Origin of the sequence: Acinetobacter sp. NIOH-H-8, assembly GCF_046635365.1 — a bacterium.
In the GTDB taxonomy this organism is placed as follows: Bacteria; Pseudomonadota; Gammaproteobacteria; order Pseudomonadales; family Moraxellaceae; genus Acinetobacter.
In genome coordinates this window covers 1-21,744 of record NZ_JBHDVN010000010.1, presented here as the reverse complement: position 1 = coordinate 21,744, position 21,744 = coordinate 1, and the positions used below count along the sequence as shown (strand labels likewise).

The 21,744-nt window shown below is 40.7% G+C and carries 24 protein-coding genes, 1 tRNA gene and 1 pseudogene; 17 read left to right on the top strand and 9 right to left on the bottom strand.

The features are described from left to right. Positions 1-49: 49 nt before the first annotated feature. Complete coding sequence (locus ACEWB7_RS06220; protein ID WP_312316472.1) at positions 50-1,147, bottom strand: DNA/RNA non-specific endonuclease; 1,098 nt, start codon at positions 1,145-1,147, stop codon at positions 50-52. A 266-nt stretch (positions 1,148-1,413) separates the two neighbouring features. On the opposite strand from ACEWB7_RS06220, the gene ACEWB7_RS06215 reads away from it, so the two are divergent. Then, the gene (locus ACEWB7_RS06215) at positions 1,414-1,971 is read left to right on the top strand and encodes a hypothetical protein (RefSeq protein WP_180057553.1); all 558 of its coding nucleotides are present in this window, start codon (positions 1,414-1,416) and stop codon (positions 1,969-1,971) included. A gap of 67 nt (positions 1,972-2,038) precedes the next feature. Here the strand turns inward: ACEWB7_RS06215 and ACEWB7_RS06210 are convergent, their stop codons facing one another. Beyond that, the gene (locus ACEWB7_RS06210) at positions 2,039-3,919 is read right to left on the bottom strand and encodes a potassium transporter Kup (RefSeq protein WP_034170213.1); all 1,881 of its coding nucleotides are present in this window, start codon (positions 3,917-3,919) and stop codon (positions 2,039-2,041) included. A 121-nt stretch (positions 3,920-4,040) separates the two neighbouring features. Between ACEWB7_RS06210 and ACEWB7_RS06205 the strand changes: the two genes are divergently transcribed. From ACEWB7_RS06205 to ACEWB7_RS06155, 11 genes are all read left to right on the top strand, one after another. Beyond that, positions 4,041-4,131, top strand: a tRNA-Ser gene (locus tag ACEWB7_RS06205). 179 nt (positions 4,132-4,310) lie between these two features. Further along, positions 4,311-5,516: a tyrosine-type recombinase/integrase gene (locus ACEWB7_RS06200; RefSeq protein ID WP_411580513.1), complete on the top strand. Its 1,206-nt coding sequence runs from the start codon at positions 4,311-4,313 to the stop codon at positions 5,514-5,516. Between the two features lie 146 nt (positions 5,517-5,662). Then, a complete protein-coding gene (locus tag ACEWB7_RS06195) occupies positions 5,663-6,802 on the top strand; it encodes a hypothetical protein (protein WP_411580511.1) in 1,140 nt (379 codons plus the stop codon). Positions 6,803-6,987: 185 nt separating this feature from the next. Then, positions 6,988-7,275, top strand: coding sequence for a helix-turn-helix transcriptional regulator (locus tag ACEWB7_RS06190; RefSeq protein ID WP_411580510.1), 288 nt, complete (start codon positions 6,988-6,990; stop codon positions 7,273-7,275). Between the two features lie 2 nt (positions 7,276-7,277). Further along, a complete protein-coding gene (locus ACEWB7_RS06185; RefSeq protein ID WP_411580509.1) occupies positions 7,278-7,973 on the top strand; it encodes a phage antirepressor KilAC domain-containing protein in 696 nt (231 codons plus the stop codon). Continuing rightward, positions 7,970-8,281, top strand: coding sequence for a hypothetical protein (locus tag ACEWB7_RS06180; protein ID WP_004964724.1), 312 nt, complete (start codon positions 7,970-7,972; stop codon positions 8,279-8,281). Before ACEWB7_RS06185 ends, ACEWB7_RS06180 begins: the two co-directional genes overlap by 4 nt. Continuing rightward, the gene (locus ACEWB7_RS06175; RefSeq protein WP_411580508.1) at positions 8,278-8,835 is read left to right on the top strand and encodes a hypothetical protein; all 558 of its coding nucleotides are present in this window, start codon (positions 8,278-8,280) and stop codon (positions 8,833-8,835) included. Before ACEWB7_RS06180 ends, ACEWB7_RS06175 begins: the two co-directional genes overlap by 4 nt. After that, positions 8,828-9,010, top strand: a complete 183-nt coding sequence (locus ACEWB7_RS06170; protein WP_411580507.1) for a hypothetical protein — start codon at positions 8,828-8,830, stop codon at positions 9,008-9,010. The genes ACEWB7_RS06175 and ACEWB7_RS06170 overlap by 8 nt, the downstream gene beginning before the upstream one ends. Before the next feature lies 1 nt (position 9,011). Beyond that, on the top strand, positions 9,012-9,791 hold the full coding sequence (locus tag ACEWB7_RS06165; protein WP_313042290.1) for a hypothetical protein: 780 nt from the start codon (positions 9,012-9,014) through the stop codon (positions 9,789-9,791). Then, positions 9,791-11,101: a replicative DNA helicase gene (locus ACEWB7_RS06160; protein ID WP_313042220.1), complete on the top strand. Its 1,311-nt coding sequence runs from the start codon at positions 9,791-9,793 to the stop codon at positions 11,099-11,101. The genes ACEWB7_RS06165 and ACEWB7_RS06160 overlap by 1 nt, the downstream gene beginning before the upstream one ends. A gap of 71 nt (positions 11,102-11,172) precedes the next feature. Continuing rightward, positions 11,173-11,547 (top strand): hypothetical protein, encoded by a 375-nt coding sequence (locus ACEWB7_RS06155; RefSeq protein ID WP_411580506.1) that lies wholly within the window; start codon positions 11,173-11,175, stop codon positions 11,545-11,547. 297 nt (positions 11,548-11,844) lie between these two features. Here the strand turns inward: ACEWB7_RS06155 and ACEWB7_RS06150 are convergent, their stop codons facing one another. From ACEWB7_RS06150 to ACEWB7_RS06120, 7 genes are all read right to left on the bottom strand, one after another. Beyond that, positions 11,845-12,276, bottom strand: a complete 432-nt coding sequence (locus ACEWB7_RS06150) for a hypothetical protein (protein WP_312328044.1) — start codon at positions 12,274-12,276, stop codon at positions 11,845-11,847. A 27-nt stretch (positions 12,277-12,303) separates the two neighbouring features. Continuing rightward, a complete protein-coding gene (locus ACEWB7_RS06145; protein WP_346793978.1) occupies positions 12,304-12,525 on the bottom strand; it encodes a hypothetical protein in 222 nt (73 codons plus the stop codon). A 70-nt stretch (positions 12,526-12,595) separates the two neighbouring features. Then, positions 12,596-13,099 carry a hypothetical protein gene (locus tag ACEWB7_RS06140; RefSeq protein WP_411580530.1) on the bottom strand — a complete coding sequence of 168 codons (504 nt, stop codon included), beginning with the start codon at positions 13,097-13,099 and terminating at the stop codon, positions 12,596-12,598. Between the two features lie 13 nt (positions 13,100-13,112). After that, complete coding sequence (locus ACEWB7_RS06135) at positions 13,113-13,580, bottom strand: hypothetical protein (protein WP_411580505.1); 468 nt, start codon at positions 13,578-13,580, stop codon at positions 13,113-13,115. Between the two features lie 84 nt (positions 13,581-13,664). After that, positions 13,665-16,199 carry a hypothetical protein gene (locus ACEWB7_RS06130; protein WP_005171714.1) on the bottom strand — a complete coding sequence of 845 codons (2,535 nt, stop codon included), beginning with the start codon at positions 16,197-16,199 and terminating at the stop codon, positions 13,665-13,667. A 151-nt stretch (positions 16,200-16,350) separates the two neighbouring features. After that, on the bottom strand, positions 16,351-16,749 hold the full coding sequence (locus ACEWB7_RS06125; protein WP_411580504.1) for a hypothetical protein: 399 nt from the start codon (positions 16,747-16,749) through the stop codon (positions 16,351-16,353). 610 nt (positions 16,750-17,359) lie between these two features. Next, positions 17,360-17,662: a hypothetical protein gene (locus tag ACEWB7_RS06120; protein ID WP_148334697.1), complete on the bottom strand. Its 303-nt coding sequence runs from the start codon at positions 17,660-17,662 to the stop codon at positions 17,360-17,362. A 1,588-nt stretch (positions 17,663-19,250) separates the two neighbouring features. Between ACEWB7_RS06120 and ACEWB7_RS06115 the strand changes: the two genes are divergently transcribed. The 5 genes and pseudogenes from ACEWB7_RS06115 to ACEWB7_RS06095 form a co-directional block, all read left to right on the top strand. Continuing rightward, on the top strand, positions 19,251-19,586 hold the full coding sequence (locus ACEWB7_RS06115) for a hypothetical protein (protein ID WP_411580503.1): 336 nt from the start codon (positions 19,251-19,253) through the stop codon (positions 19,584-19,586). Between the two features lie 193 nt (positions 19,587-19,779). Further along, positions 19,780-20,256 (top strand): ImmA/IrrE family metallo-endopeptidase, encoded by a 477-nt coding sequence (locus ACEWB7_RS06110; RefSeq protein WP_411580502.1) that lies wholly within the window; start codon positions 19,780-19,782, stop codon positions 20,254-20,256. 58 nt (positions 20,257-20,314) lie between these two features. Beyond that, positions 20,315-20,884 (top strand): hypothetical protein, encoded by a 570-nt coding sequence (locus ACEWB7_RS06105; RefSeq protein ID WP_411580501.1) that lies wholly within the window; start codon positions 20,315-20,317, stop codon positions 20,882-20,884. Between the two features lie 352 nt (positions 20,885-21,236). Next, positions 21,237-21,437 carry a hypothetical protein gene (locus tag ACEWB7_RS06100; protein WP_004781578.1) on the top strand — a complete coding sequence of 67 codons (201 nt, stop codon included), beginning with the start codon at positions 21,237-21,239 and terminating at the stop codon, positions 21,435-21,437. A gap of 219 nt (positions 21,438-21,656) precedes the next feature. Beyond that, positions 21,657-21,744: pseudogene (locus ACEWB7_RS06095) on the top strand (IS1595 family transposase); the annotation flags it as partial.

The following is a 21,744-nucleotide window of genomic DNA, read 5'->3' as shown; positions in this document are numbered from 1 at the left end:
TCTTCAGCATGCTACCTGAAGCCTGCTTTTTACAGCAAGCTCCTTTTCACTATTTCAGCAGCTGCAGGATGTATTGCAGTAAGGCCTCAATCAGCTGTTTAACAATCGTGTCCTGGGTATCATGATCGATCCCGTTCTTATTAACTGATGAGCTGGTATTGCTTGTACTGGCCGAACTTGAAGCCGACGGTTTGAACTCACGCTGCAGTTTTTCCAGATCTTCTTTAGGCACATCTTCAGCACACTGGCTTTCTGCATCCCAATTCGAATAGGCAATTTTCTGGTTGGCCTTCACAGCATTTGCAGTCAGTGGCAGATGATAGGTATTGCGTTTCTGTTCTTCAGTTAACTGAGGAAACAGGTTAATGCCAAGCTGCTCTTCCAGATAGCAGACACTGACAATGCGAACCTTGAGCGAATTATCATTAGGTGCATAGTAGGCACCAATGGCACCAGTTTTCGGCATGTAGATCGCTTTATACACGGCAGTTGGTACAATTACACCCTTGCCAATAGTTTTCAGCTTTTTGGCAGCAAAGACTGGCCCGGTCACTACATACACGTCCTGCTTCTGCTTGGTCACAATTGCTCGGGTCGCTTCTTCCAGCTCGCGCCAGACCTGCTGATTGTTCTTTGGTGCCTGCGGGACCATATTGGCCAGCGAGAAACTGTCAGACTGTGCAGCTTTATTTGGCATATCCGCATTTGGCGCCATATGGCCTCGGTCATAGCCTGAACCCCGGTAGTCAGCCAAAGTCGCACGATGAGCAGCATTTAGTCGTGTTTCTTCATGGAAGTTGTCTTCACGTGGAATTTTCTGGCTCAGACGCTTCGGTGTTAAGGCCTCCGCCACCCATAGTGGCGTTTTGGATACCCCAGAATAACCCACATTAAAGCCATTAAAACACAGTGAATAACTGTCTTTTTTCAGGCTGTCTTTCATTAAGTAAGGCGGGATGTCCCGGTAAAACTGTTCCAGACAGCTCGAATTCGATGTAGACGGCAGAGAAATCCACTGACTGATTTTTTCCTGGCCAAACGCAATCGCAAAACTCCCGGAAGCGACCATTGCCAGGATCACTTTCACGCTATTTTCATTAAAAAATTGAAAAATTGAATTCTTCGACTTACGCTGCTTCTTTACCATGCTACACGTGCTTTTAAGATCAAAATCGGGGGTTTTGCGAGCTTAACAAGCCATGTATATGAAGTATATCTTACCCTCTTTATTTGCCTAATAATTACACAATCTACCCCTATATTCTTAAATCTTGTAACAAAGTGTCGTTTTTTTAGTGAGCTTTCAGCGCGGTTTTTTAACCTTTAAGTAGCTTTGATTGTGACCTCGTCTTGAGTGTGCAAAGCTATTTGACTACTCAAATTACGTACAATTATTAGCAATGGAGTTAATTTATGAATTCCAAACTATCTAAGTTATTAGGTCTCGGAATATTTACAAGTGTGATCAGTGCCGGCGCATTCGCTGAGCCTCCTGTACAAGCGGGTGAAACACTTGAAAGCTTGTCTAAAGCTAAAATTAGTACCACTGTAAATGGTCAGCAAGCCTCACTGGAAAGCCTGGTGAATTCTGGACAGATCCGTCTGGTAAACCAGCCAATGTCTGCACCCGCTCAGCCAGGCCAACAGCCACAACAATCAATGCCAAATCAGCCAATGCCAACACCAGGCATGCCTGATGCACCTGTTGCACAACCAGAAATGCCGGATACCAATCCAGCTCCAGCCAATCTTGAGTCTGAACCAGCAGCGCCTGCTACAGAACAGGAAATGACTATGGGTGAAGCTGTAGAGCAACCAGTTCTTGAAGAACAGCAAGCTGCTGCACCTGAAGCAGCTGCGATGACTGAGCAAACTGAAATTGCGGTAGAAGCTGAAGCCGATCCTGCAGTAGATGCACCTTTAAACGCCGCCCCTGAAATGCCGGCTGAGACAGAAGCAACAGAACAATAATTTGTTATAAAGCTTTCTAAATTTCTCTCCCCTAAAAAACCAGAGCCTCGCTCTGGTTTTTTTATTTTTACATCTCGATCTGGCTACCCAGTTCAACCACCCGGTTGGTCGGAATCTGGTAGAAGTCGCTGACCGGACTGGTATTCCGCTGCATGGAAACAAACAGTTTTTCCCGCCAGGGTGCCATTCCCTCTCCCACCGTATGCATAATCCGTTCCCGGGAGATAAAGAAACTGATCTGCATCAGGTCATATTCAAAGCCCCATTCTGCATACGCATGCTGCAATGCTTCCGGAATATTGGGCTGATCCTTAAACCCGTAATACATCGTGACTCGATAAAAATGTTCACTGAGTTTTTCCAGTTTGATGCGTTCTTCATCACCGACAAAAGGAATATCCCGGGTAATGACTGTTACCAGAATATTGCGCTCATGTAGCACCTTGTTGTGCTTGATATTATGCAACATCGCATGCGGTACAATGGTCGGGGTTCCGGTCAGAAAAATCGCTTCACCCGGTACAAACTTGGTGCCTCCCCCAATTGAGATACTCTTAATAAACAAGTCAATCGGTAGTGCATCTTTTTCCAGACGGTTCAGAACCAGTGCACGACCATCTTTCCAGGTCATCAGAATCGTAAATAATGCCGCCCCGAGCAGGATCGGCACCCAGCCACCTGATGCAATTTTTAAAGAGGTTGAGGCTACAAAAACCAGATCCAGCATCAGGAATGGTGTGGCAAATAACACCACTTTCCAGATTGGCCAGCGCCAGAAACCGTAAGCCAGAATGCTAATTAAAATGGTGCCACACAGCATAGTCATGGTGACTGCGACCCCATAAGCACTCGCCAAGCGGGCGCTATTTTCAAAGAGTAAAATCAGAATCACTACAGAAATAAACAGCATCCAGTTAATGAATGGCAGATAAATCTGGCCACGCTCTTCGGCTGATGTGTGCTTTACACTCAGGCGTGGCAAATAACGCAGTTGAATGGCCTGATTCACCATGGAGAACACCCCGGTAATGACGGCCTGTGAGGCGATCACAGCAGCTGCTGTGGCCAAACCAATCATTGGATATAGGCTCCATTCCGGAAGCAGCATATAAAAAGGATTTTCCAGTGCTTCAGGACGGCGCAGCAACAACGCGCCCTGCCCAGCATAATTCAGTAACAAACAGGGCAACACAATAATGAACCAAGCCAGACGAATCGGCAGACGGCCAAAATGCCCCATATCGGCATAAATGGCTTCACCACCAGTCATGGTCAGAATCACGGCGCCCATGGTCAAGAAGGCTACAAAAGGCTGATCGACCACAAAATGATAGGCCCAGTATGGATTCACCATAGCCAGTACTGTCGGGGTCTGAATAATACTCCACAAACCGAAACCACCAATTGACAGGAACCAGAGTAAGGTCAACGGACCAAAAAATTTGCCCATGGTTCCAGTACCATGACGTTGTACCAGAAAGAGTCCCGCAATAATCCCGATCGATAGAGGTTCTAACCATTGATTAAACACAGGTGTGGCTATACTCAGCCCTTCAACCGCAGATAACACAGAAATTGCCGGGGTAATGATCCCGTCACCAAAAAACAGCGATGCCCCAATAAAGCCGAGCGCAATCAGGTAAATTTTCTTGTCATCAGAAATGCGTGTGGTTCGCAAATTGAGAGCTAGTAAGGACATGATTCCGCCCTCACCGTTGTTATCGGCACGCATGATAATGGTGACGTATTTAAAGCTCACCGTCAGCATGATGCACCAGAAGATCAAGGACAAAATGCCCAACACCGAAGCTTCACTAATGGCAAGGTGCGACGTCAGAAAACATTGGCGTAGTGCATACAATGGACTGGTTCCAATATCTCCAAAAACAACCCCAAGCGCAGCCAGCGTAATTACCGGGAGAGCTGCTTTCTGTGCAGTGCTTTGCATATATCGTCTTCGTTTTTAACAAGCATTTTTGCGAATCATAACACTGCGCTCAAAGTTTTTCCGCAAATCAATTGTTTCAAGCTTGGCAGACTGGCTTTTTTTCTATATCATCCACGGCCATGGTGAGGTGTCCGAGTGGCTGAAGGAGCACGCCTGGAAAGTGTGTATACGTTTATAGCGTATCGAGGGTTCGAATCCCTCTCTCACCGCCAAATTCAAAAGAACTGCAATCCAATGCAGTGCACAAAGGTTTAAATCTAAAGGGTTTAAGCCTTTTTTGTTGTCTGTAGCAAAGAAGTGCATTCCCCTGCAATCGTTGGTATATTGTTGGTATAAGGGTTGGTATGGAGACAATACCAATGCATTTATACCAACAAAGGGGTATGCCAATATGCTTACCGATACCAAAATTAGACGCCTCAAACCAACTCCTGACAAGAAGAATCCAGACAAATACAGTGATGGTAATGGTTTACAGCTCCATGTATTCCCTACTGGTCGTATGACTTGGATCTTCGCATATCGCTTTAATGGGAAACAAAAGAACCTGACCTTAGGTTCTTACGAATTTATGAGTTTGGCACAAGCCAGAGCCAAGCATTTGGAAGCTAGGTCATTACTTGCTGAAGGGGTTGACCCAGGTGAGCAGAAAAAGAGGCAGAAGTCTAAAGCAAATGAGAACACCTCATTTAAAAGCTTAGCGCTTGAATGGTTAGAAGGTAAAAAAGGCTTTGTTAAAGAACCTACTTATTTAAGAGATCTGTCTGTCTTTGAAAAAGACCTTTTTCCCTATATCGGTAAGATGCCAATTGAACAGATAAAAGGAAGAGATGTCCTGGACTGTGCTCAACGAATTGAGGCTCGTGGTGCTCAGGAAATGGCTAAACGATCCATTCCGTTAGCAGGCCGAGTATTCAGGTATGCCATCAGAAAGGGCTTAATTGAAAACGACCCTACCCCGCACCTGCACGAAGCATTAAAGCCTAGAAAAGTGAAAAACATGGCTCGACTGGATATATCAGAGTTTCCAGACTTTCTACATCGTATGGATCGGTACCACGGTAATCTCCTGGTGAAGACGGCGCTACAACTGATGACCCTAACCTTTGTTCGGACGGCTGAACTCAGGATGATGGAATGGGATGAGATTAATTTTGAAGCTAAAGAATGGCGTATCCCACCTCATAAAATGAAAATGGCTTTACTGCACATTGTTCCACTATCCAATCAAGCTATTGAACTACTGGAAAGCCTGAAGCCATTGACCGGACATAAGCAGTACGTTTTTTACAACCATAGTACAGGCAAGCCGTTAAGCAGTAATGCCTTTCTGAGTGCTATTAGAACCATGGGCTATATGGGCAAAATGACTGGCCACGGCTTTAGAGGGTTAGCATCAACCACCTTGCACGAACAGGGATATCTACATGATGCCATTGAAGTACAGCTGGCACACAAGACTGGTAACGCCGTCTCTCAAGCCTATAACCATGCTCAACACTTACAGTACAGAATCAAGATGATGCAGGAATGGGCAAATTTTATAGATAGCCTTAGAAATAATGTTGTTCCATTTCCTAAAGGGAAACGTGCCTAAATCTAAGCAATGAGTTAAGCGATTTAATACTGGTAATAACTTAGTTATTTGCTATATTCAGTTTGCTAAGTCTAGCCCGACGGGGTGAAAGTCGGATACCCAATCCGATTGGCTTAGCTACATTTTGGGGATGCTGTGGGAGGCATATGAAATCATTTTATTCGCTCGAAGAAGTCATTGCGGCTTCAAAAAATACCCTTTCTGTTAATGATATAAAACACTACTGTCGAATAGGACAATTACATCCTTGTATTTACTTTGAAGGCAACTTGGTATGTATTGGTGAAGAAAGACATCAAGATGATATCTATTCAAATGCTCCAGTAGTTCATATAGAAGAAGTAAAATGGTCAATGATTTTTAAAGGCTATATTCATTTCTCAAAATTAATAGATCATCTCGATCCCAAATATTCTTCAGATTCAGGTATTTTTTTCAATGTAGATAAAATCATTGAGTTCATAACTCAACCAACTACATATGCTCCTTTAATTCCTCCTTCAAATGGACAATATCTAAAAGCTTTTCCAAGAATGATTGATGACGATATCAAAAAAATTAGATGGCTAGTTGAAGCAACAGACTTTAAAGGAAATGAGTTCCACTCGAGCGAAATCATATTTCCAAGTTCTGAGATAAATGATTTATTTTCAGTAAAAAATAATACAGTCGCAGTAAATTTAGATAATCCCATTTTATCTCACACGAATGAAATCCCTATCTCTGCCCAAGAGAATGATCCTGAGATCTTCTTCAAGGAATCGAACCCAACCAGTCTCTCAGATCAATTAGAGATAATGAATCAACAGCTACAAAAACTGGAAAAAGAAAAGCTGGAATACTTGAAAAAAATTGAACGACTTGAGCTTGAAGTAGAAATTAAGAATGACGACATCATAAAAGCTAGTGTCAATAATGGCCTACTATCTGCAATAGTCAAAAAACTTGAGGATAGGCAGAGCATCACTGTTGATGAGCTTATCCATCTTCAGAAAAATGGGGGGTGTGAATTTATAAACATCAACCAAAAGGTTTATACAACACCAGCTCTGGAAGCTGTATATGGCGTCATTAAAGAATACTGGTCTAACTATGATCCTGAAAGCAATCAACCACCACCAAAACAGAGTACTGTGACTAATTGGATAAAAGAACATTTTCCTGCAGTTCAAGCGGAGGACATCTGTAAATACATTGATAAAATTTGCCGTCACCCCAAAGCCAAAAGAGGTGGAAATATCAAAGTAATAAACAACAAAATACCACCAAAGGCATCACCCCAATAAAACAATAAAAATCATATTCTTATTTTGGGGTAATAGCAGTTTTTCCGCGTTACTACTACCCCTTTCCTTCTTCACCACCCCATTATCAATTTGCTCTTATGCACTCATCAAGCTACCGCAAACTATTGCAATGAATTGCAAGGAGATAGCGGTAGCAGCTATCTCAACTGAATAGGATGAGTGTTATGACATCTCTTAACCAAGAGCGTTTTTTGCGAATTAAAGATCTAGCAAACTTTCCAGAAAAACAAGCATCTACTCATATATACAAAAGCGGTATTAATAAGGGTAAATCTAAACTTGTTAATGCACGCCCTGCTTCAAAAGGCTTACTTGGGGTTTCAGATAAAACTATCTGGAATTGGGTAAAACGTGGTGAATTCCCTGCTCCAGTAAAATTAAGCCCAACAGTTACAGTATGGCGTCTTTCTGAAGTTCAAGCATGGATGGCTTCTAAAGGACTGGAGGCTTAATTATGAATACTTCCATCACTTCTTTTTTGCCAGCACAACAAATGCTTAGTTCAGATATTTCAGCTATTACTAACATCCGCTTAGATTCTGTCAAAAGAACAATCGAACGTTTAGCTGAACGGCGTGTCATTACTTTACCACCAACGGTGGAAAAGCCTACAGCCGGGCGTACAAGCACTGAATATGTGTTTACTGGAGAGCAAGGAAAGCTTGATTCAATCACTGTAGTTGCGCAACTTTCTCCTGAATTTACCGCAGCCATTGTAAAGCGTTGGTACGAGCTTGAGCAGCAGACTCCAGCATTTGATATCAGCAATCCTCAGCATCTCCTACAAGCGATTGAAGTCCAGGCAAAACAGAATCTACAGCTAACGTCAGAGAACCAGGTGCTAACCAAGGCAATCGAAACTATTACCCATACTGAGCATGGAGTAAAGTTCCAGCAAGCATGTAAAATTTTGAATGTAAAGCAGCAAGAACTAGCCGAATGGCTTCGGAAACATAATTGGGATAGGTATCTAAACAATGCCAGGGCTTCAACTTATTACAGTGAAAACCGCGGCTACTGTGAAACTAAATACTCACTTAAAGAAGGCGTAAAACCCTCCGGCCAATCATATAGCTATACACAGACTGAGTTCTTCATATTGCCAAAAGGTATGCAGATCTTAGCTAAAAGGTTTGGGGAGCGGCCATGAGTTTTCAAAATATTTTCTGTTTAAGGCTTCTCAAATTAAAAATGATCGGCTATATTGATCGTGTTCGGTGCAAAATCACTGAATTAGCTTTGACAGGCTATAACTACGAAGGCGCATATAGTCCGCTCTGGGCTTTTTTTATGCGTAAAATCTCTATGCTTCTGCATCTTTATGTGGAGCTTGGGAGGGACACTTTCGAGTGTGCTGGTTCCCTTTGTAGCCAGTCTGTCAACCTTCTCAAGCTTCACACCAATCATTTGACAGTGACGTGTGTGGCTCTTAATTACAAAGGAGCGCATTCATCATGAACGCTAAAGTACAAATTCAATTTCCAGAACAATTAATTCCTTTTTACAGTGTCGCTGATATTATCAGTGCTTACTCAGTTGCATCTGAAGCTGCCACACAGCTTCGAACTTTGGCTAATCAGATCAGCAAGGCAACGGCCTTCGTTAAAACATTTGTACAAGAAAATGATAGAGCCAACATCTCTGCTTTTGCTGAACTAGAAAATCTAATCATAATTTCTCAGCAGCTTGCTACTAGCCAAGCAGATACCTACGGCCTTGAGCTTAAGAAACATCAACAAGAACCCGATGATCACTACAACGTGGGTGATCTATACGATGCGTATTCATTAGCTTATGAAAATACATCATGGCTTGAGACCATGTTTTATCAAGCTAAAGACGAAGTCGAAGTAGTCAAAGAGGCTATTAAGCAAAATACTCATGGCGCCGTCTTTGCGACCCTTGAACGTTTAATCCATATCGCCGCCTACCTAGCCGAAAGCCAAGCTAATACATTCGATATTGAACGCGAAAAGTATGAGATGCAGTGGGAGGCTACTACAAATGAATAAGTCTTCTATTGCTTCAGAGAAAACTCAAGAACAGCCAGAGCCTGTTGTCGAGCAGCCAGCACCACCCCCATCAGCTGCATATGTTGAATCAGTACGTATTACTCCGACGCGGCTCTGGAATGCAGTGCTGGAAAAGTCTCATCAAGGGGGATCAAAAGGAGGTCGGAGTGAGTAATATGCTGATTAATGAGCCTCCTCTCATGTTCTCTCCTACTCTTGCTACTGAGCTTGGAAGCATTGAAGCTGCTGTTTTCATGCAACAGCTTCATTTCTGGCTGAGCGTATCAAAGCATCAGTACGATGGTCGGGCGTGGATATATAACAATACTGATCAATGTGTTGAAATGATGCGAAATACAGTATCAAAACGCACTATTGAACGTATCATTTCGAACTTAAAAAAATTGAACCTCATCGATGTTCAGAAATTGCATTCGAATAAGTGGAATAAAACTAGTTTCTTTACTATTAATTATTCGGAATTGGTAAAAATTGATCAGAAATATAGCTCAAACCCAATAGCTGTGCATACCGCCAAAATGGCGGAATCGATACCGTCAGAATGGCGGAATCAAGACCGTCAAAGTGGCGGAATCGAACGCGCCAAAATGGCGGAATCTTTACAGAAGAATACAACAGAAGATAACAAACAGAATATTACCGATGTTCAGTTTGAAGAATTTTGGAAAGTTGTACCGAATAAGGATGGCAAAAAGCCTGCACAATCAGCTTTCAAAAAGGCTATTAAAAAGGTGTCTCTTGAAGATCTAATTATTGCCTACAAGGCCAATGTACAAGTGTGTGAGTCTCAGAATCGTTTTAAGAAAAACCCTGCAACCTGGTTAAACCAAGAATGCTGGAATGATGAATCTATTCAGAACGTGATTAAGCAATTAAAGAATCCACAACAAGCCCCAAACCCTCAAAACTTTCAAGCTGACATGGGGGATTGGTAATGATCGAGATTCATAACAACTCCATCGAGCAATGCGTACTTGCTGCACTGATGACCGTTCAGAACTCACTTGAAACCGTGATGAACGATCTGGACGAAAATTGCTTCTTTGCCAACCGTCATCAAGAGATCTACAAGGCCATTACCGACCTTGCCAATGAGAACAAGCCATACGATGTGGTTTTCGTTGAACAGAAACTGAATGAGAAAAATTCACTGGTTGGCATAACGCCTGCTGAATACCTGATGACACTGATGGCAGATGCACCATCGAGTTTCTACAACCTGGAATCTTATGTTGCTGAACTCAACAAGCTGAAAGCGCATCGTGAAGTTGAAAAGATGGGCCGAAGTATTCAGGAAGTGGCTAGAGATTTAACCGTACCTGATGTGCATAACGCTGCTGAAAATATTCTGAACAAGGCGACCACCAACGAGAAATTGGAGAAGTCTAGTTTTACGTTTGAGGAAGCATTAAAACGCGCTGGTGATCAGTTAATCCAGAAAGCAGAAGCAAAAGCTAACAAGCAGTACACAGGCGTTAAGTTTAACCTGCCTCATCTGGACAACGTAGTGGGCACCATTCAAAGCGGACACTTTTGTGTGATCGGTGGTAGACCCGGATCAGGAAAGTCCACTTTGGCGCAAATGGTGGCGATTCAGACCGCTATGCAGTTCAAGGAAGCGGTACTGGTTGTATCTGCCGAGATGGATGTGGAGACATTCACCAATCGCTGTATCTCAGCACTTACTCAGATTCCATACGACAACATCCACAATGCCGAGCTATTCGACGGAATGATGAAGGATTTTGCATATGCTCAGGATCGTTTTAGCAAGCTACCGATTCACATCGAAGATAAGCAGAAGCCCACCATTGCAGAGATTCACTCTTATGCACGTAAGGCCAAGCGCAACTACAAGAAATTGGGCTGCATCATCATTGATTACCTGCAACTGGTACGTGATCCGACCAAGAAAGACCGCTATCAAGAAGTCAGTTCAATCAGTCGTGATCTAAAGGCCATGGCAAAGGAATTTGATTGTCCTGTAATCGCACTGGCACAGCTCAACCGTGAATCTGAAAAGGGTAAACGCCCAAAGGCATCTGATCTGAAAGAGTCTGGCCAGATTGAGCAAGACGCAGATCAGATTTTATTGGTCCACCCAATCATGAATAGTGATGATGAAATGCCAAGTGGTATTACAGAAATCATTATCGCAAAGAACCGTCACGGCAAAAAAGGCCTAGTTCGAGTGATGGATCGTCTGGACATTTGTCGATTTGCGTCAGTGCGCTTAGAAGAGTGAGAACAATACATGTGCCATAAATTAATTTACTTAAATAACGATGCGCTTAATCAAATTCAGGGGAATACAATATGATGTTTATTAATGGTCAAGGTATCGACTCTACTGTATTTAAAAAGTCACCAGCAGAGAGATTTATCAACCTCAGGACTCAAAAGAAAGTTAAGGAATTTATTGTCAAGCTTCGTGGTTATAAGCGCCCAGACTTCAATCGTATAATTTTGGATCTTAGTCGTCTCGGTTGGACACATGAGAAAATAGCCTTTGTATTACCTGTTTCTGGTGCTTCTACGGTGTCTGAATGGGCGCGTGGGGGTACTCCGAATTATGAGAACGGTGAAGCCTTAATTGAGCTCTGGCGAGCTGAAACAGGTATTAGCCGTGAACCTCGTGAAGGTGAATGGGGAACGTATCAATATAAGATTGGACAGCTGGATCTTCTCTGATACCGCTTTAATTAAAGCATTTCATCAAATTTAATAATGACTTTTCATATGTAGCGAGTCATTAAATTATATGAACAGCCCATTTCTCATACATGAAAACACACTGTTTTCATGTATGTAACGCATAGTTTTTATGCTGTGTAACGCACAGCTTTTATGCTGTGTAACGCACGGTTTTTTGGCATGTAACGATGGTGAATTTCAACATTTTTTGTTTGAAACGCACATTTTGGGGCTGTGTAACGGTAGACATGAGTAAAATTTAATCTATGTATTCAAGAATTATTAATCAGTCTGTTATTTAGCTACTATTCTCATAGGCTGAAAATCATCAATATGAACTTTTTTAGCCTTCAGTAGATCTTCTCTTTCACCATCTACGACCAGGACGGCGCGCTTAACCTGAACTGTCCAAGTGCGATCAGCTCCGCACATTGTTTCCGATTCAAGAAAAACATTTCCAAATGCTTTACCTTGAAGGTTTTGTATATCGCCGTAGGTTATTACATTTTCAGAGGTCCCCTGCACTCTGCCGGATCTGTCCTTTGCTACCAGGTCTAAATACAGTTTGTCATAGGTCCCAAGAAAATCATGGATCGTCACATCCACCACGGCGGAACAGATCCCTGAGTTCACATAGCTGGTCTTAGAATGCTGAAGTGTAATTGGGGTGGCCAAAGAGACTGAGCTCATGAGAGCCATTAAAGAGAATGCTATTATATTCTTCATGATGCGAAATTCCTTTTTCTACTAAAATTATGAATGTGGTGTTATCAAAGGCTGTATTTCAAGTGAATCAAGCAAGCCACTGTCTCTTTCCCAGGTATCGACCGCTTTGATTCCGTAACGGCTACTGGAACGTCCATGAGCCTTAATCACTGGCTCAGGAAAGTTCTTTTTATTACGCCAACTGATCAGAGTACCTTTAGTAATTCCATAGCGCTTCAGTAGCTCAGGTGTTGAGATATATAAGGTCATCAGGATATCCCCACTCTAAATCTTGTATTGCTGTCATCCCTTAAGCGATACCTACAGATACGATTATTCATTATGAGAGTCCACTCTGTATAAGGCTCATAAGTGAATCTAAATTATCCCAACCAGCATCTACAATTTTCATTGTCAGGTGCTTTAGCCCTTCTGCTGGCAGCTCTTTAATAGCATCTATCATAGTAGTTTTGCGTTCACAACTAAGGTCAGAACTCATGATTTTTGCAGCAAGAATGGCTCTAAGTTGCTCGGTTTCAAACTTGATTGTAACTGTACCAAGAATTGCGGAGAGTCCGCCGTCATCAGCTAAAAAGTCCATTCCTCTATGGTTTAATCTAGTATTTCCTAAACTCCAACTTTGCCCTCCACCGATCCCAAGGGTTAAATGAATACTCTTTGCCTCCAATAATCCATGAGACTGTAAATAATAAAGATTAGTAAAAAGCTTTGTTTGAAAGTCACTATCCCTATATTGCTCATCTTGTGAGAAATTATAAGCAGCTGGATATACCTCAGCCATTTTTGTCATAAGTTCAAGCTGAAATGCTCTATCTAAAATCATTTTATTTTTCATCCTATGACTGCAGGTAATTCTCAGAAATTATCCAACTCTTCTTCTTACCATCATAAATAGGCTGTAACTTAGCAATAGTCACATAATGCCAAAATCCATGACGTTCATTATGGATCGGAAGTACGACCACGAAATCCCCTTTCTTAAATTGGGCCAGCACATTTCCGCATGGTGCACTTACTTCCTGATACCCATCTTTAGTCACAAGGTTTACTTGTACATCAATGGCCGATCGTCCCAAGCTTGCCATAGCTGGATCTTGTAAGGTTATCTGCAGGGATGCTTCATCTAATACGAAACCATGGATAGGCTGATTACTCTTAACCTCTGAAGTATATTTTTTACGGAGGAAGGCTGTTAACTCCTCTCTACTATCAAAAACTCTGACCTGATTCATTTTATTTTGGTATAGCATGAATCCTAAACTACTAATGGCTATTGCTATAATCAGAGCCAGAATATAAAGCATCTCAATTCTCTTTATTTTGATATTTCAAATGAACAATACATATCCTATCTATAGAAAAATAGAAAGGAGCCGAAGCTCCTTTTTTTATTGCCCGATGGCTTTACCAAAATCCGGGGCTTCTATCTCATCCCATTCTCCCCACCACTGTGTCCGGTCCTGCTCACGCTCGGCCTTTCTAATAAGCTTTTCACGATAACCTGGTGCAATGGCATCTTGAAGGCCATCAAAGATTAGTTTGTTAGTAGCAGCCTTTGTATACCAAAGATTTTGAGCAGGGATTTTGCTTTTAAGCAATCGGTAAGCTTCGTTGCCAGCATTAGTATCCTTGCCCTCATACCATTGATTCAGGTTACCGAAGGTTAGAGATAGGATAGCTTTTGCATCACTACCTACTGGACCAACTAAAAAGTCAGTAGTATCACGCCCACTTGGGTCCATACCTGCCACCATAATGTCACCTATGATTGGCATACCGCCACCAGCAACAAAGGCGCGAGTGAAAAACTTTGCTTCTGTCTCCAGGTTGTCATCATCATCAAACATGGCAGCCGGATCATTACCTAAGGCAAGCTCTTTAAGTTGAACAACTAATCCACCAAGTAATGTAGTCATGCCAAGTAATGAGCCAGCATACCAAGCCCTACTAGCCCAACCGTTTTTAGATAGGGTACGGCTGCCATGTCGCATAAGGAAGGCTAGAGGGAACGATTTAAACTGAGTTACACAGCGCCAAAACTCCCCCATTTCTGTACCAGCTCTGCCTACTTGGAACTTGGTACGCTCTCGAATGCCTGCCTCAATAATTGCCATACCTTGCTCATCAAGAATATGAGTATGCAGTCTGGTTGATACTTCATCCTTAATTCGTTTTGGATCGCCAAACTCAGCGAGCTTCTCATCTGGAATACGTTGGATAGCTTGGGCATGCATTAATGGGTTGCCCTTTGGATCTATTATTGGCTCGGCTAATTGCATCACCTTCCAATCCATTTCTGAGAGGCCACCCCCTTGGATTAACTCACGGTCTACGGCGCTAAGATCGTTCCAGTTTTTAGAGCGTGTTAAATCTGCAAATTTGTTCATCATCATAGTGGAATAGCCCATCTTAGATGCAGCAGTAAGAGCGTTTAAGCCAGATACACGTAGCACCTGAGTAGCTAGAGAACTTGAAGCCTTAGCAATCTGTTCAGCACGGCCATGCACAGACGTTAGGCCATCGTCCGACCAGCGATTAAGAGAACCTAGCATCTCCTCAGTGGCAAGCCCTAGACTATGAGCGAAACGCCTGTCTTCTGCATTTGCTGGATTCAACATCCGAAGCATCTCACCAAATACTTTCCGGTATGCAATTCCATTTACGTGGGCTGTTTTCAGCATCATAGCCTGATCAGTGGCAGAGGATAGGACAGTACCGCCCAGCATGGATGCCACATTCATGGAGCGATATGTTAGTCCAGCATTGGCAAGCACCTTACTCTCTGGGGGATTCTGCCCGGTGAACTCATCAAACATAGTCTCAGCACGTACAAGGGACTTGTTTACTTTGTCCGGCTTAATACCATTCTGTACAGTGTCGATATGCCTAGCACTCTGCATAAGGATCTGCATGGCTGGGCGTGGGTTACTTCCGAAGGTTTCCACTAAGGCAATATCTTTCGACATGCTTGTAATGTGACTTTCTAGGATGTCTACAAGCTGCATACCACCATATTGGGATTGATAGTCCATCCATGCATCTGCATTCTTGAAGTTAAGTACACGCCCTTCCTGATGCTTGCTAGTGACTTTTGCACCGCCACCGACATAACCTTTCCCTACTTCAATTTTATTAGCGCCGTCAGTCACAATAGACGTGTAGATATTCCCTAATACATCTCTCAATTCATCATCAGACATTAGATTACCTTGAGCGTCTACGAAGTCCTCACGTTTGATTAAGCCAATGATGTCATTGGTCCACTGTTCTTGACCTGCCTCAGCTACCTTTTGTGGGCTGTGATGTTGTGGTAATGCATAATCACGGCGTTTTTTAATGTCGCCACCTGCACGATTGAAACGCTCCAAGATGTCATCAAAGGTCTTGCTAATGCCTTGAGCTGCTTTAAGCGCCGTAGCATCTCCAGTGCTTTCCATATGCAATTCTTTAATAATATTCTGTACTAGGGACTTGTCAGTGAATATCCCTAGGCCACCTTTGATATTTAGATAGGTGTCTACCAATTGCCCTCGGTAAAGGTCTGCTATCACTCTGGTCTTAGAGTCTGCAGACTGAATGCCTGACATGTCGCCATACGCTGCAACCATCCGGTCTATACGCTCTGATGCAGTTATCTTTAGTGCCGGATCTTGAAGGATGGCCAGGTTTTTATTTTGGATAAGAATGTCTTGTACGGCTATCCGCTTCTTGCGTTCAAAATCAGCCCGAATATCTTCTGCTACTTGCTTACTGGCAGCAGACAGCTTTTCCAGATCGGTTAAGCCTCTCCAGTGGTCAATGTCTTTACGCGCTAGATTCACCATAGCCTGATTGATTCGGGCTTCAATATTCTGAACCTCTTGAGCATTTAGTGATGCTTTTCCTAAAGCCTTAGCTACGGCCTGCTTGCATTGTTCTTTCATTTCTAATTCCTAAGTAATCCAGCACTGAAACCAGTGCTCCGTCATACCCCTAAATTAGTCCGGCTGTAGTCATTAAAAAATGGGTGTGTTTATAAAAAAAGAGCCATTAAAGGCTCTGCTGAAATCGCTATTTATTTGAGATATATCCCTCCTATTTCCATCCCAATGCTGTGGCACCTGCAGAAACTAATGAACTTGCAGACCGCATGCTGTAGCTATTCCGCTTCATTTTCCCCTGCAAGAGAAGTTGATTCGCTTGATTGTTTGCATCTGACATAGTCATAGAGGCGTTATAAGCTGCATCACCGATATGCTCATCCTGAATCTTTGCTGCTGCACCCACATCCACATTTACGCCGTTTTCCGCAGCCACCGCACGTGCAGTGGAAGCATTACTTTTGCCCTGGCGTTTTATTTTTTCAGCTTCTGCCAGCGCAACGGATCGAACAGTCTTAGCATTCCCCTTAGAGACTGCACTAGCCATCTGAGCATTTGCCATGTCTTCAATTCCGCTAAATACATCTCCAACAATGTTCCCTTTACCGCACATGCTTACTCTCCATCATATTGAACAATTCCACTTAATCCCATCACATTAATGGTTTAAGTATCCTCAAAAAATGGGTGTGTACAGCAATGAAAAAAGGAGGCTATGAAAGCCCCCTTTTATACTAGAATATTCTTAAAAAGAATGTGAAATGCTTCTAATACCGGACTTTCGGCCTACAGCGAGTGATTGTAATACTGGCTTTATAAACTGAATTTTTTTAACAATTTGTCTGACTTCATAATCAAACGTATTCCGATTAAGTAAACGCTTAAACTCATGATTAGGATCCAGATGGTATGCCGTAATGATTAATGGATTAGGTGCGTAACTCAAACTTTTAAGAATCGCGAACAAATGCCTAAAGTAAAATGCCTTATTATTTTTATTCGCCAAATAAGTGAGCCGGTGGATCAGCTCTTCCAGGTGGGATGCTATCTTTAATAATTGAGCCTGGTATTCGCTATTAAATAATTGACTCGACTCCTTCCCATTAGTTTGTCTCTGAAACTCATCAATTAAATATTCAATACCATTGCATAGCTGAATGGATCTCTCCATTTCATCACAATCTAATGGCTTAAAAGATGTTGTCTTAATATTCCCCATATTCCTACACACTCCGGTAATTAATTCTTGGAATATCCTGATCTGTCTTATCAGTAAGAGTTTTCCATAGTTCTATTAATGCTTCACCGTTCTCATAATTTGGCTGTCCACCTTTAGTCCATTCAATCACACTGGAAGCACCAGAGACGGGTAGTAAGAAAGCAATTTTTTCGCTACTCATCTCATGGTATTCATAAAGCTCTCGCACTATCGCAGAGTAATCAGGTGCCTGATATTGAGTCTGCGCTTTGAGAAAAATTAGCCTTTTGGATACTTCGAAATTATTAAGCTCAATATAAATCCCCATAGCCCCTCCAATAATTTTCAAGTTATTAAGAGGTGATCTAAGTCATCAAAAAATGGGTATATTTAGACAAAACGCGCGCGCGCGCGAGGGAGACCGCTCAACACTATATTTTTAGTCTTTTACTCCACCTGGTAATCAATTGCCCTGCTTCAATCATCTTTAAGACTACGGCGTATTCAAATGGATTAAATGACACTTTTTAAAAGCATTCCTAAAACGCTCTTATTCGCCGTATTAGCCCCTTTAATATTTTTATGTACCTTTGTTTGTTTTTCTTACTAAAGTTGCTCAGTGATGAAATAGGTGTGAAATTCCCCTATGGATTTACCCATCTTTAGATATTCCTCATTAAAAAAGAGAGTAATCGTCAAAATAGCAGTTTCGAAATACTCTAATGAACACTTGAAAGGTTGAACTTTTCTTCTCAGAGAAGCTGACAGATTCTTTGGTAGATTCATTGATAGGTTCTGCATCCCAAAAACGGGTACATTCAAAATCCCAAAAACGGGATCGTTCAAAATCCCAATATTGGGAATATTACCGTTTTCGGAATGATACCAATAACGGGTATATTCCCAATTTAAACTGTCTTGACTGATGACAACTTCCCATTATTTTCTAGTCTTATTTATTTGGACAAAATGTTAGACAAATCATCTCCATAAAATTTAATAAGACTTTTATTTAGAAAATTATCCCATAGACAAAACTAAGACATTTTTTATATCAGGTTTTGGTAATCACTTCAGGGGGAAACAAATAGGAGAATAGGAGAAGTCACTAGTAAGGAATCTACTATGTCCTGATCTATATGTTTTAATTTTGAGTAGACATTATTTCCAATCTCCACACATATAAAACCTATCCCAAAAAACATCAAAAAATATGGTTTCAAATAAGGTTTTTTATACTGGGAAAATGTCAGGTTTTGTCAGGTTTATATTATGTTTTTTTTCGGATGACTCATAAATATAGGTCCATATACCCCATGTCCGTACTTTTGATCGTTTTATATACGTGGACCATGTTACTACATCAAAAAAATGCTGTTACCACATCAAAACCTGTATATCGGATTTCCTGTTACCACATCAAAACGACATGCCTTATGCGATGTTTCATACATAATTTTTCTTATAGAAATCGGTAAATTTGTGCTGACTTACCCAGGTATATATTTTTAAAATCTCAAGCAAGCTAAAGCATAGCCAAACATGGCATAAGTTTTCTAATTTCCCCTTGTCTGTTCTGTATCTAGAATTTTGGCATGACGAGCTGCGCCTTTCCCCCTAACCCACCCCAGCGGTGGGGTTTAACTTAGATAAAATCCAAGGCAAAATAAAAATACACCTGGCAACATACATAAGAAGCCAGCAGCTTGTGCATCCATATAATTCTTGACCTTTTTATGCAAAATATGAGGCCCGAAAATAATCCCTGTAAAACATAATATAAATCCTGAAATTATTAAAAATGATGACATGTGTCCTACCTCTTTATTTTTCTTAATTTTATCCTATTTTATATAGTTCTTCTTTTTCTCCGACTGACTTATAATTCAAAGTCCAATAACAATAAAACTATAACTATGAAGCACATTACACTTGTCACCCTACTCTTGTCTTTAACTTTTACCGGCTGCCAAAAGCAACCCACAGATGATATGGATCTACTTGCCATTACTACGGCGTTCGAGAAATCAGATAGCATTCTAAATAAATATATAAAGAAATTAGATTCAGAGTTCACCACTCAAGATGTACGTGTGAAGATTTTATGTAGGGATTATCCACGCGAGTACAAAATGAATTACATGCCTAATTTGCTTAAGCTCTCCCCTGGTGAATATTCTGAAGCAACATTAATGGCGGATTTGGATATCGCTTTAGATCACTATAAAGAAAGGGGCCAGATCCAATGCTAGAGACTCAAACACTATTTATTAGTATCCGTAAAAGAGTCGACTCTTTATCAGTTTCATAATATTTCTATTGCATTATATTGCCAGAGATTGCATTTTACTCTTAAACAACATATTAATAGTCATTGAACAAACTAATAAATTAACTACAATAGCTGTCAATTTATAGACAGCCTACTGATTGGAGTAAAACGCTATGTCTTACGCTGATACAGTCTTAAAAAATTTCTGGGATGGGTTTTTACCAGTAGATGTAAACTCTATTGCCACAAAACTAGGTATTGAAGTTCACTTTTTAGATTGGGATGAATTCCATCTAAGTGGAAAGGCTTCTTTAGAAAATGGTAAACGCATGATCTATGTTAATCCTATGGATAGCCTAGTGCGCCAAAGATTTACTATATCACATGAATTAGCGCACCATATTCTTAATCATGTAACACCAGAAGACTCATGTTTTCGTGATGAGAAGCATAGTTTTAATGGTGATTATGCTTCATTTCAAGAACGTGATGCCAATAGACTAGGCGCTGAAATTTTAATGCCTGAATATGCAATTCGACATTCTATTGATAAAGAAAATATCCGTACAGTTGAAGGATTAGCAACAAAGTTTAATGTTTCTGAAAGAGCTATGTACTATCGCTTAAAAGGTCTAAATTTGGTTAGATAACCTAAATTAGTATTATTAATCCCTTTTTTATAAAGGGATTTTTTATATCAGAGTAAAAATGAATTCAATAACTAATCCACCCCCGAACACGGATCATGAAGATCAATTGCCTAATCTAGTAGCTACAGATGTGAACAACTATTTAGATAGCAAGGCTAAAGATGATGAACTCTTAAGAGATTTTAAAAGCAAATTATTTTGGGTTGGTCTCGTAATAAGCTGCTTATTTTTAGGTATTGGTTTATGGAAGTCATATAGCTTCATTGATACACAATTAGAGTTAGCAAAGTCCACTATAGAAATTCAACAAAAACAACTTTCAATAGATGAAAAGAAAATAGAACTTCTAAAAGAAAAAAGTATCAAACCAGACCAAATTAAAGAATTAAATTTAATACAGGACAAAGAGGAAAAGGCTCTAAATAGCAAAATTTTGTCTACTGGAGTCATTCTGACACTAATTACAGTTATCTTCGCTGTTGCACTAACAATACTATTAAATTTAATAAAACATGCATTTAGAACAGAGGACACAAAAGCAGATGATAAGACAGAATTAGCCACCCCATTAGGTAATTTAATTTTAGATTTTATTGCTGTTATTAAAGAAAAGATTTCAAAAAATTAAAAATATTTCATATAACTTTTTATAGAACGAGAGGATAGCTTTGTTTTTTGTTGGTATTTTTGTTGGTATGTTAAAAATACACATACATAATAAACATTAATATTTAATAACTTAAATAAATTAGCTTATTCCCTCTCTCACCGCCAAGATTCATAATCATGTAGCCACATGATATCTTACAAGGCTTAAATCTAAAGGGTTTAAGCCTTTTTTGTTGCCGAAATTATTAGGGAATGGATTAAAAATAAAAGAATAACTATATAAGTTACATAAATGATGCCGGATGGCTATTGAATGACACTGAGGAATATTCGAGCATGATCCTATCTTAGTAAAAAAATGATGGATTGCTATGAAAGATGATGAAAAACCCCTAAATTTTGATGATGATAACGAGCCTCTGGATTTCGAAGATGAAGAGTTCACTGACGATAAAAAAGAGGATGAAATGTACAACCCGATTACCAAGGATGGATCAAGTGTAGATCCTGCGGATGATGGCACACGTCATCTTCGTCCTGAAGATGGTGATCCGCTAGAAGTCGAGCCTTAAGCCCTAGCCCAATTTTATATTGGGCTTTTTTTATAGTCTAAAACCTTAAAAGTGAGCATCTTGGACAGATGAATTGAAAAAGGATAATTCATTTTACTGGTTATTTTTGAGATGAGCATTGCTTGCCTTTTCTTTTGATAGATTTAAAGATGTAAGGATATAGGTTGGGATATATTGAAAGGCTCTAGACTAGCAAAATGATTATGTTAGTCTAGAATCATGATAGAAAACAGTAAATTAAGTCACTACAAGATTAAAAAAATTATTCAATGCTTTTGTGTTGATATTCCTGCTTCCAAAACAGCCT

Bases quoted from the DNA above. Each gene is read 5' to 3' on its own strand.
- ACEWB7_RS06220 (WP_312316472.1), bottom strand. From the start codon at position 1,147: ATGGTAAAGAAGCAGCGTAAGTCGAAGAATTCAATTTTTCAATTTTTT.
- ACEWB7_RS06215 (WP_180057553.1), top strand. From the start codon at position 1,414: ATGAATTCCAAACTATCTAAGTTATTAGGTCTCGGAATATTTACAAGT.
- ACEWB7_RS06210 (WP_034170213.1), bottom strand. From the start codon at position 3,919: ATGCAAAGCACTGCACAGAAAGCAGCTCTCCCGGTAATTACGCTGGCT.
- ACEWB7_RS06200 (WP_411580513.1), top strand. From the start codon at position 4,311: ATGCTTACCGATACCAAAATTAGACGCCTCAAACCAACTCCTGACAAG.
- ACEWB7_RS06195 (WP_411580511.1), top strand. From the start codon at position 5,663: ATGAAATCATTTTATTCGCTCGAAGAAGTCATTGCGGCTTCAAAAAAT.
- ACEWB7_RS06190 (WP_411580510.1), top strand. From the start codon at position 6,988: ATGACATCTCTTAACCAAGAGCGTTTTTTGCGAATTAAAGATCTAGCA.
- ACEWB7_RS06185 (WP_411580509.1), top strand. From the start codon at position 7,278: ATGAATACTTCCATCACTTCTTTTTTGCCAGCACAACAAATGCTTAGT.
- ACEWB7_RS06180 (WP_004964724.1), top strand. From the start codon at position 7,970: ATGAGTTTTCAAAATATTTTCTGTTTAAGGCTTCTCAAATTAAAAATG.
- ACEWB7_RS06175 (WP_411580508.1), top strand. From the start codon at position 8,278: ATGAACGCTAAAGTACAAATTCAATTTCCAGAACAATTAATTCCTTTT.
- ACEWB7_RS06170 (WP_411580507.1), top strand. From the start codon at position 8,828: ATGAATAAGTCTTCTATTGCTTCAGAGAAAACTCAAGAACAGCCAGAG.
- ACEWB7_RS06165 (WP_313042290.1), top strand. From the start codon at position 9,012: ATGCTGATTAATGAGCCTCCTCTCATGTTCTCTCCTACTCTTGCTACT.
- ACEWB7_RS06160 (WP_313042220.1), top strand. From the start codon at position 9,791: ATGATCGAGATTCATAACAACTCCATCGAGCAATGCGTACTTGCTGCA.
- ACEWB7_RS06155 (WP_411580506.1), top strand. From the start codon at position 11,173: ATGATGTTTATTAATGGTCAAGGTATCGACTCTACTGTATTTAAAAAG.
- ACEWB7_RS06150 (WP_312328044.1), bottom strand. From the start codon at position 12,276: ATGAAGAATATAATAGCATTCTCTTTAATGGCTCTCATGAGCTCAGTC.
- ACEWB7_RS06145 (WP_346793978.1), bottom strand. From the start codon at position 12,525: ATGACCTTATATATCTCAACACCTGAGCTACTGAAGCGCTATGGAATT.
- ACEWB7_RS06140 (WP_411580530.1), bottom strand. From the start codon at position 13,099: ATGATTTTAGATAGAGCATTTCAGCTTGAACTTATGACAAAAATGGCT.
- ACEWB7_RS06135 (WP_411580505.1), bottom strand. From the start codon at position 13,580: ATGCTTTATATTCTGGCTCTGATTATAGCAATAGCCATTAGTAGTTTA.
- ACEWB7_RS06130 (WP_005171714.1), bottom strand. From the start codon at position 16,199: ATGAAAGAACAATGCAAGCAGGCCGTAGCTAAGGCTTTAGGAAAAGCA.
- ACEWB7_RS06125 (WP_411580504.1), bottom strand. From the start codon at position 16,749: ATGTGCGGTAAAGGGAACATTGTTGGAGATGTATTTAGCGGAATTGAA.
- ACEWB7_RS06120 (WP_148334697.1), bottom strand. From the start codon at position 17,662: ATGGGGATTTATATTGAGCTTAATAATTTCGAAGTATCCAAAAGGCTA.
- ACEWB7_RS06115 (WP_411580503.1), top strand. From the start codon at position 19,251: ATGAAGCACATTACACTTGTCACCCTACTCTTGTCTTTAACTTTTACC.
- ACEWB7_RS06110 (WP_411580502.1), top strand. From the start codon at position 19,780: ATGTCTTACGCTGATACAGTCTTAAAAAATTTCTGGGATGGGTTTTTA.
- ACEWB7_RS06105 (WP_411580501.1), top strand. From the start codon at position 20,315: ATGAATTCAATAACTAATCCACCCCCGAACACGGATCATGAAGATCAA.
- ACEWB7_RS06100 (WP_004781578.1), top strand. From the start codon at position 21,237: ATGAAAGATGATGAAAAACCCCTAAATTTTGATGATGATAACGAGCCT.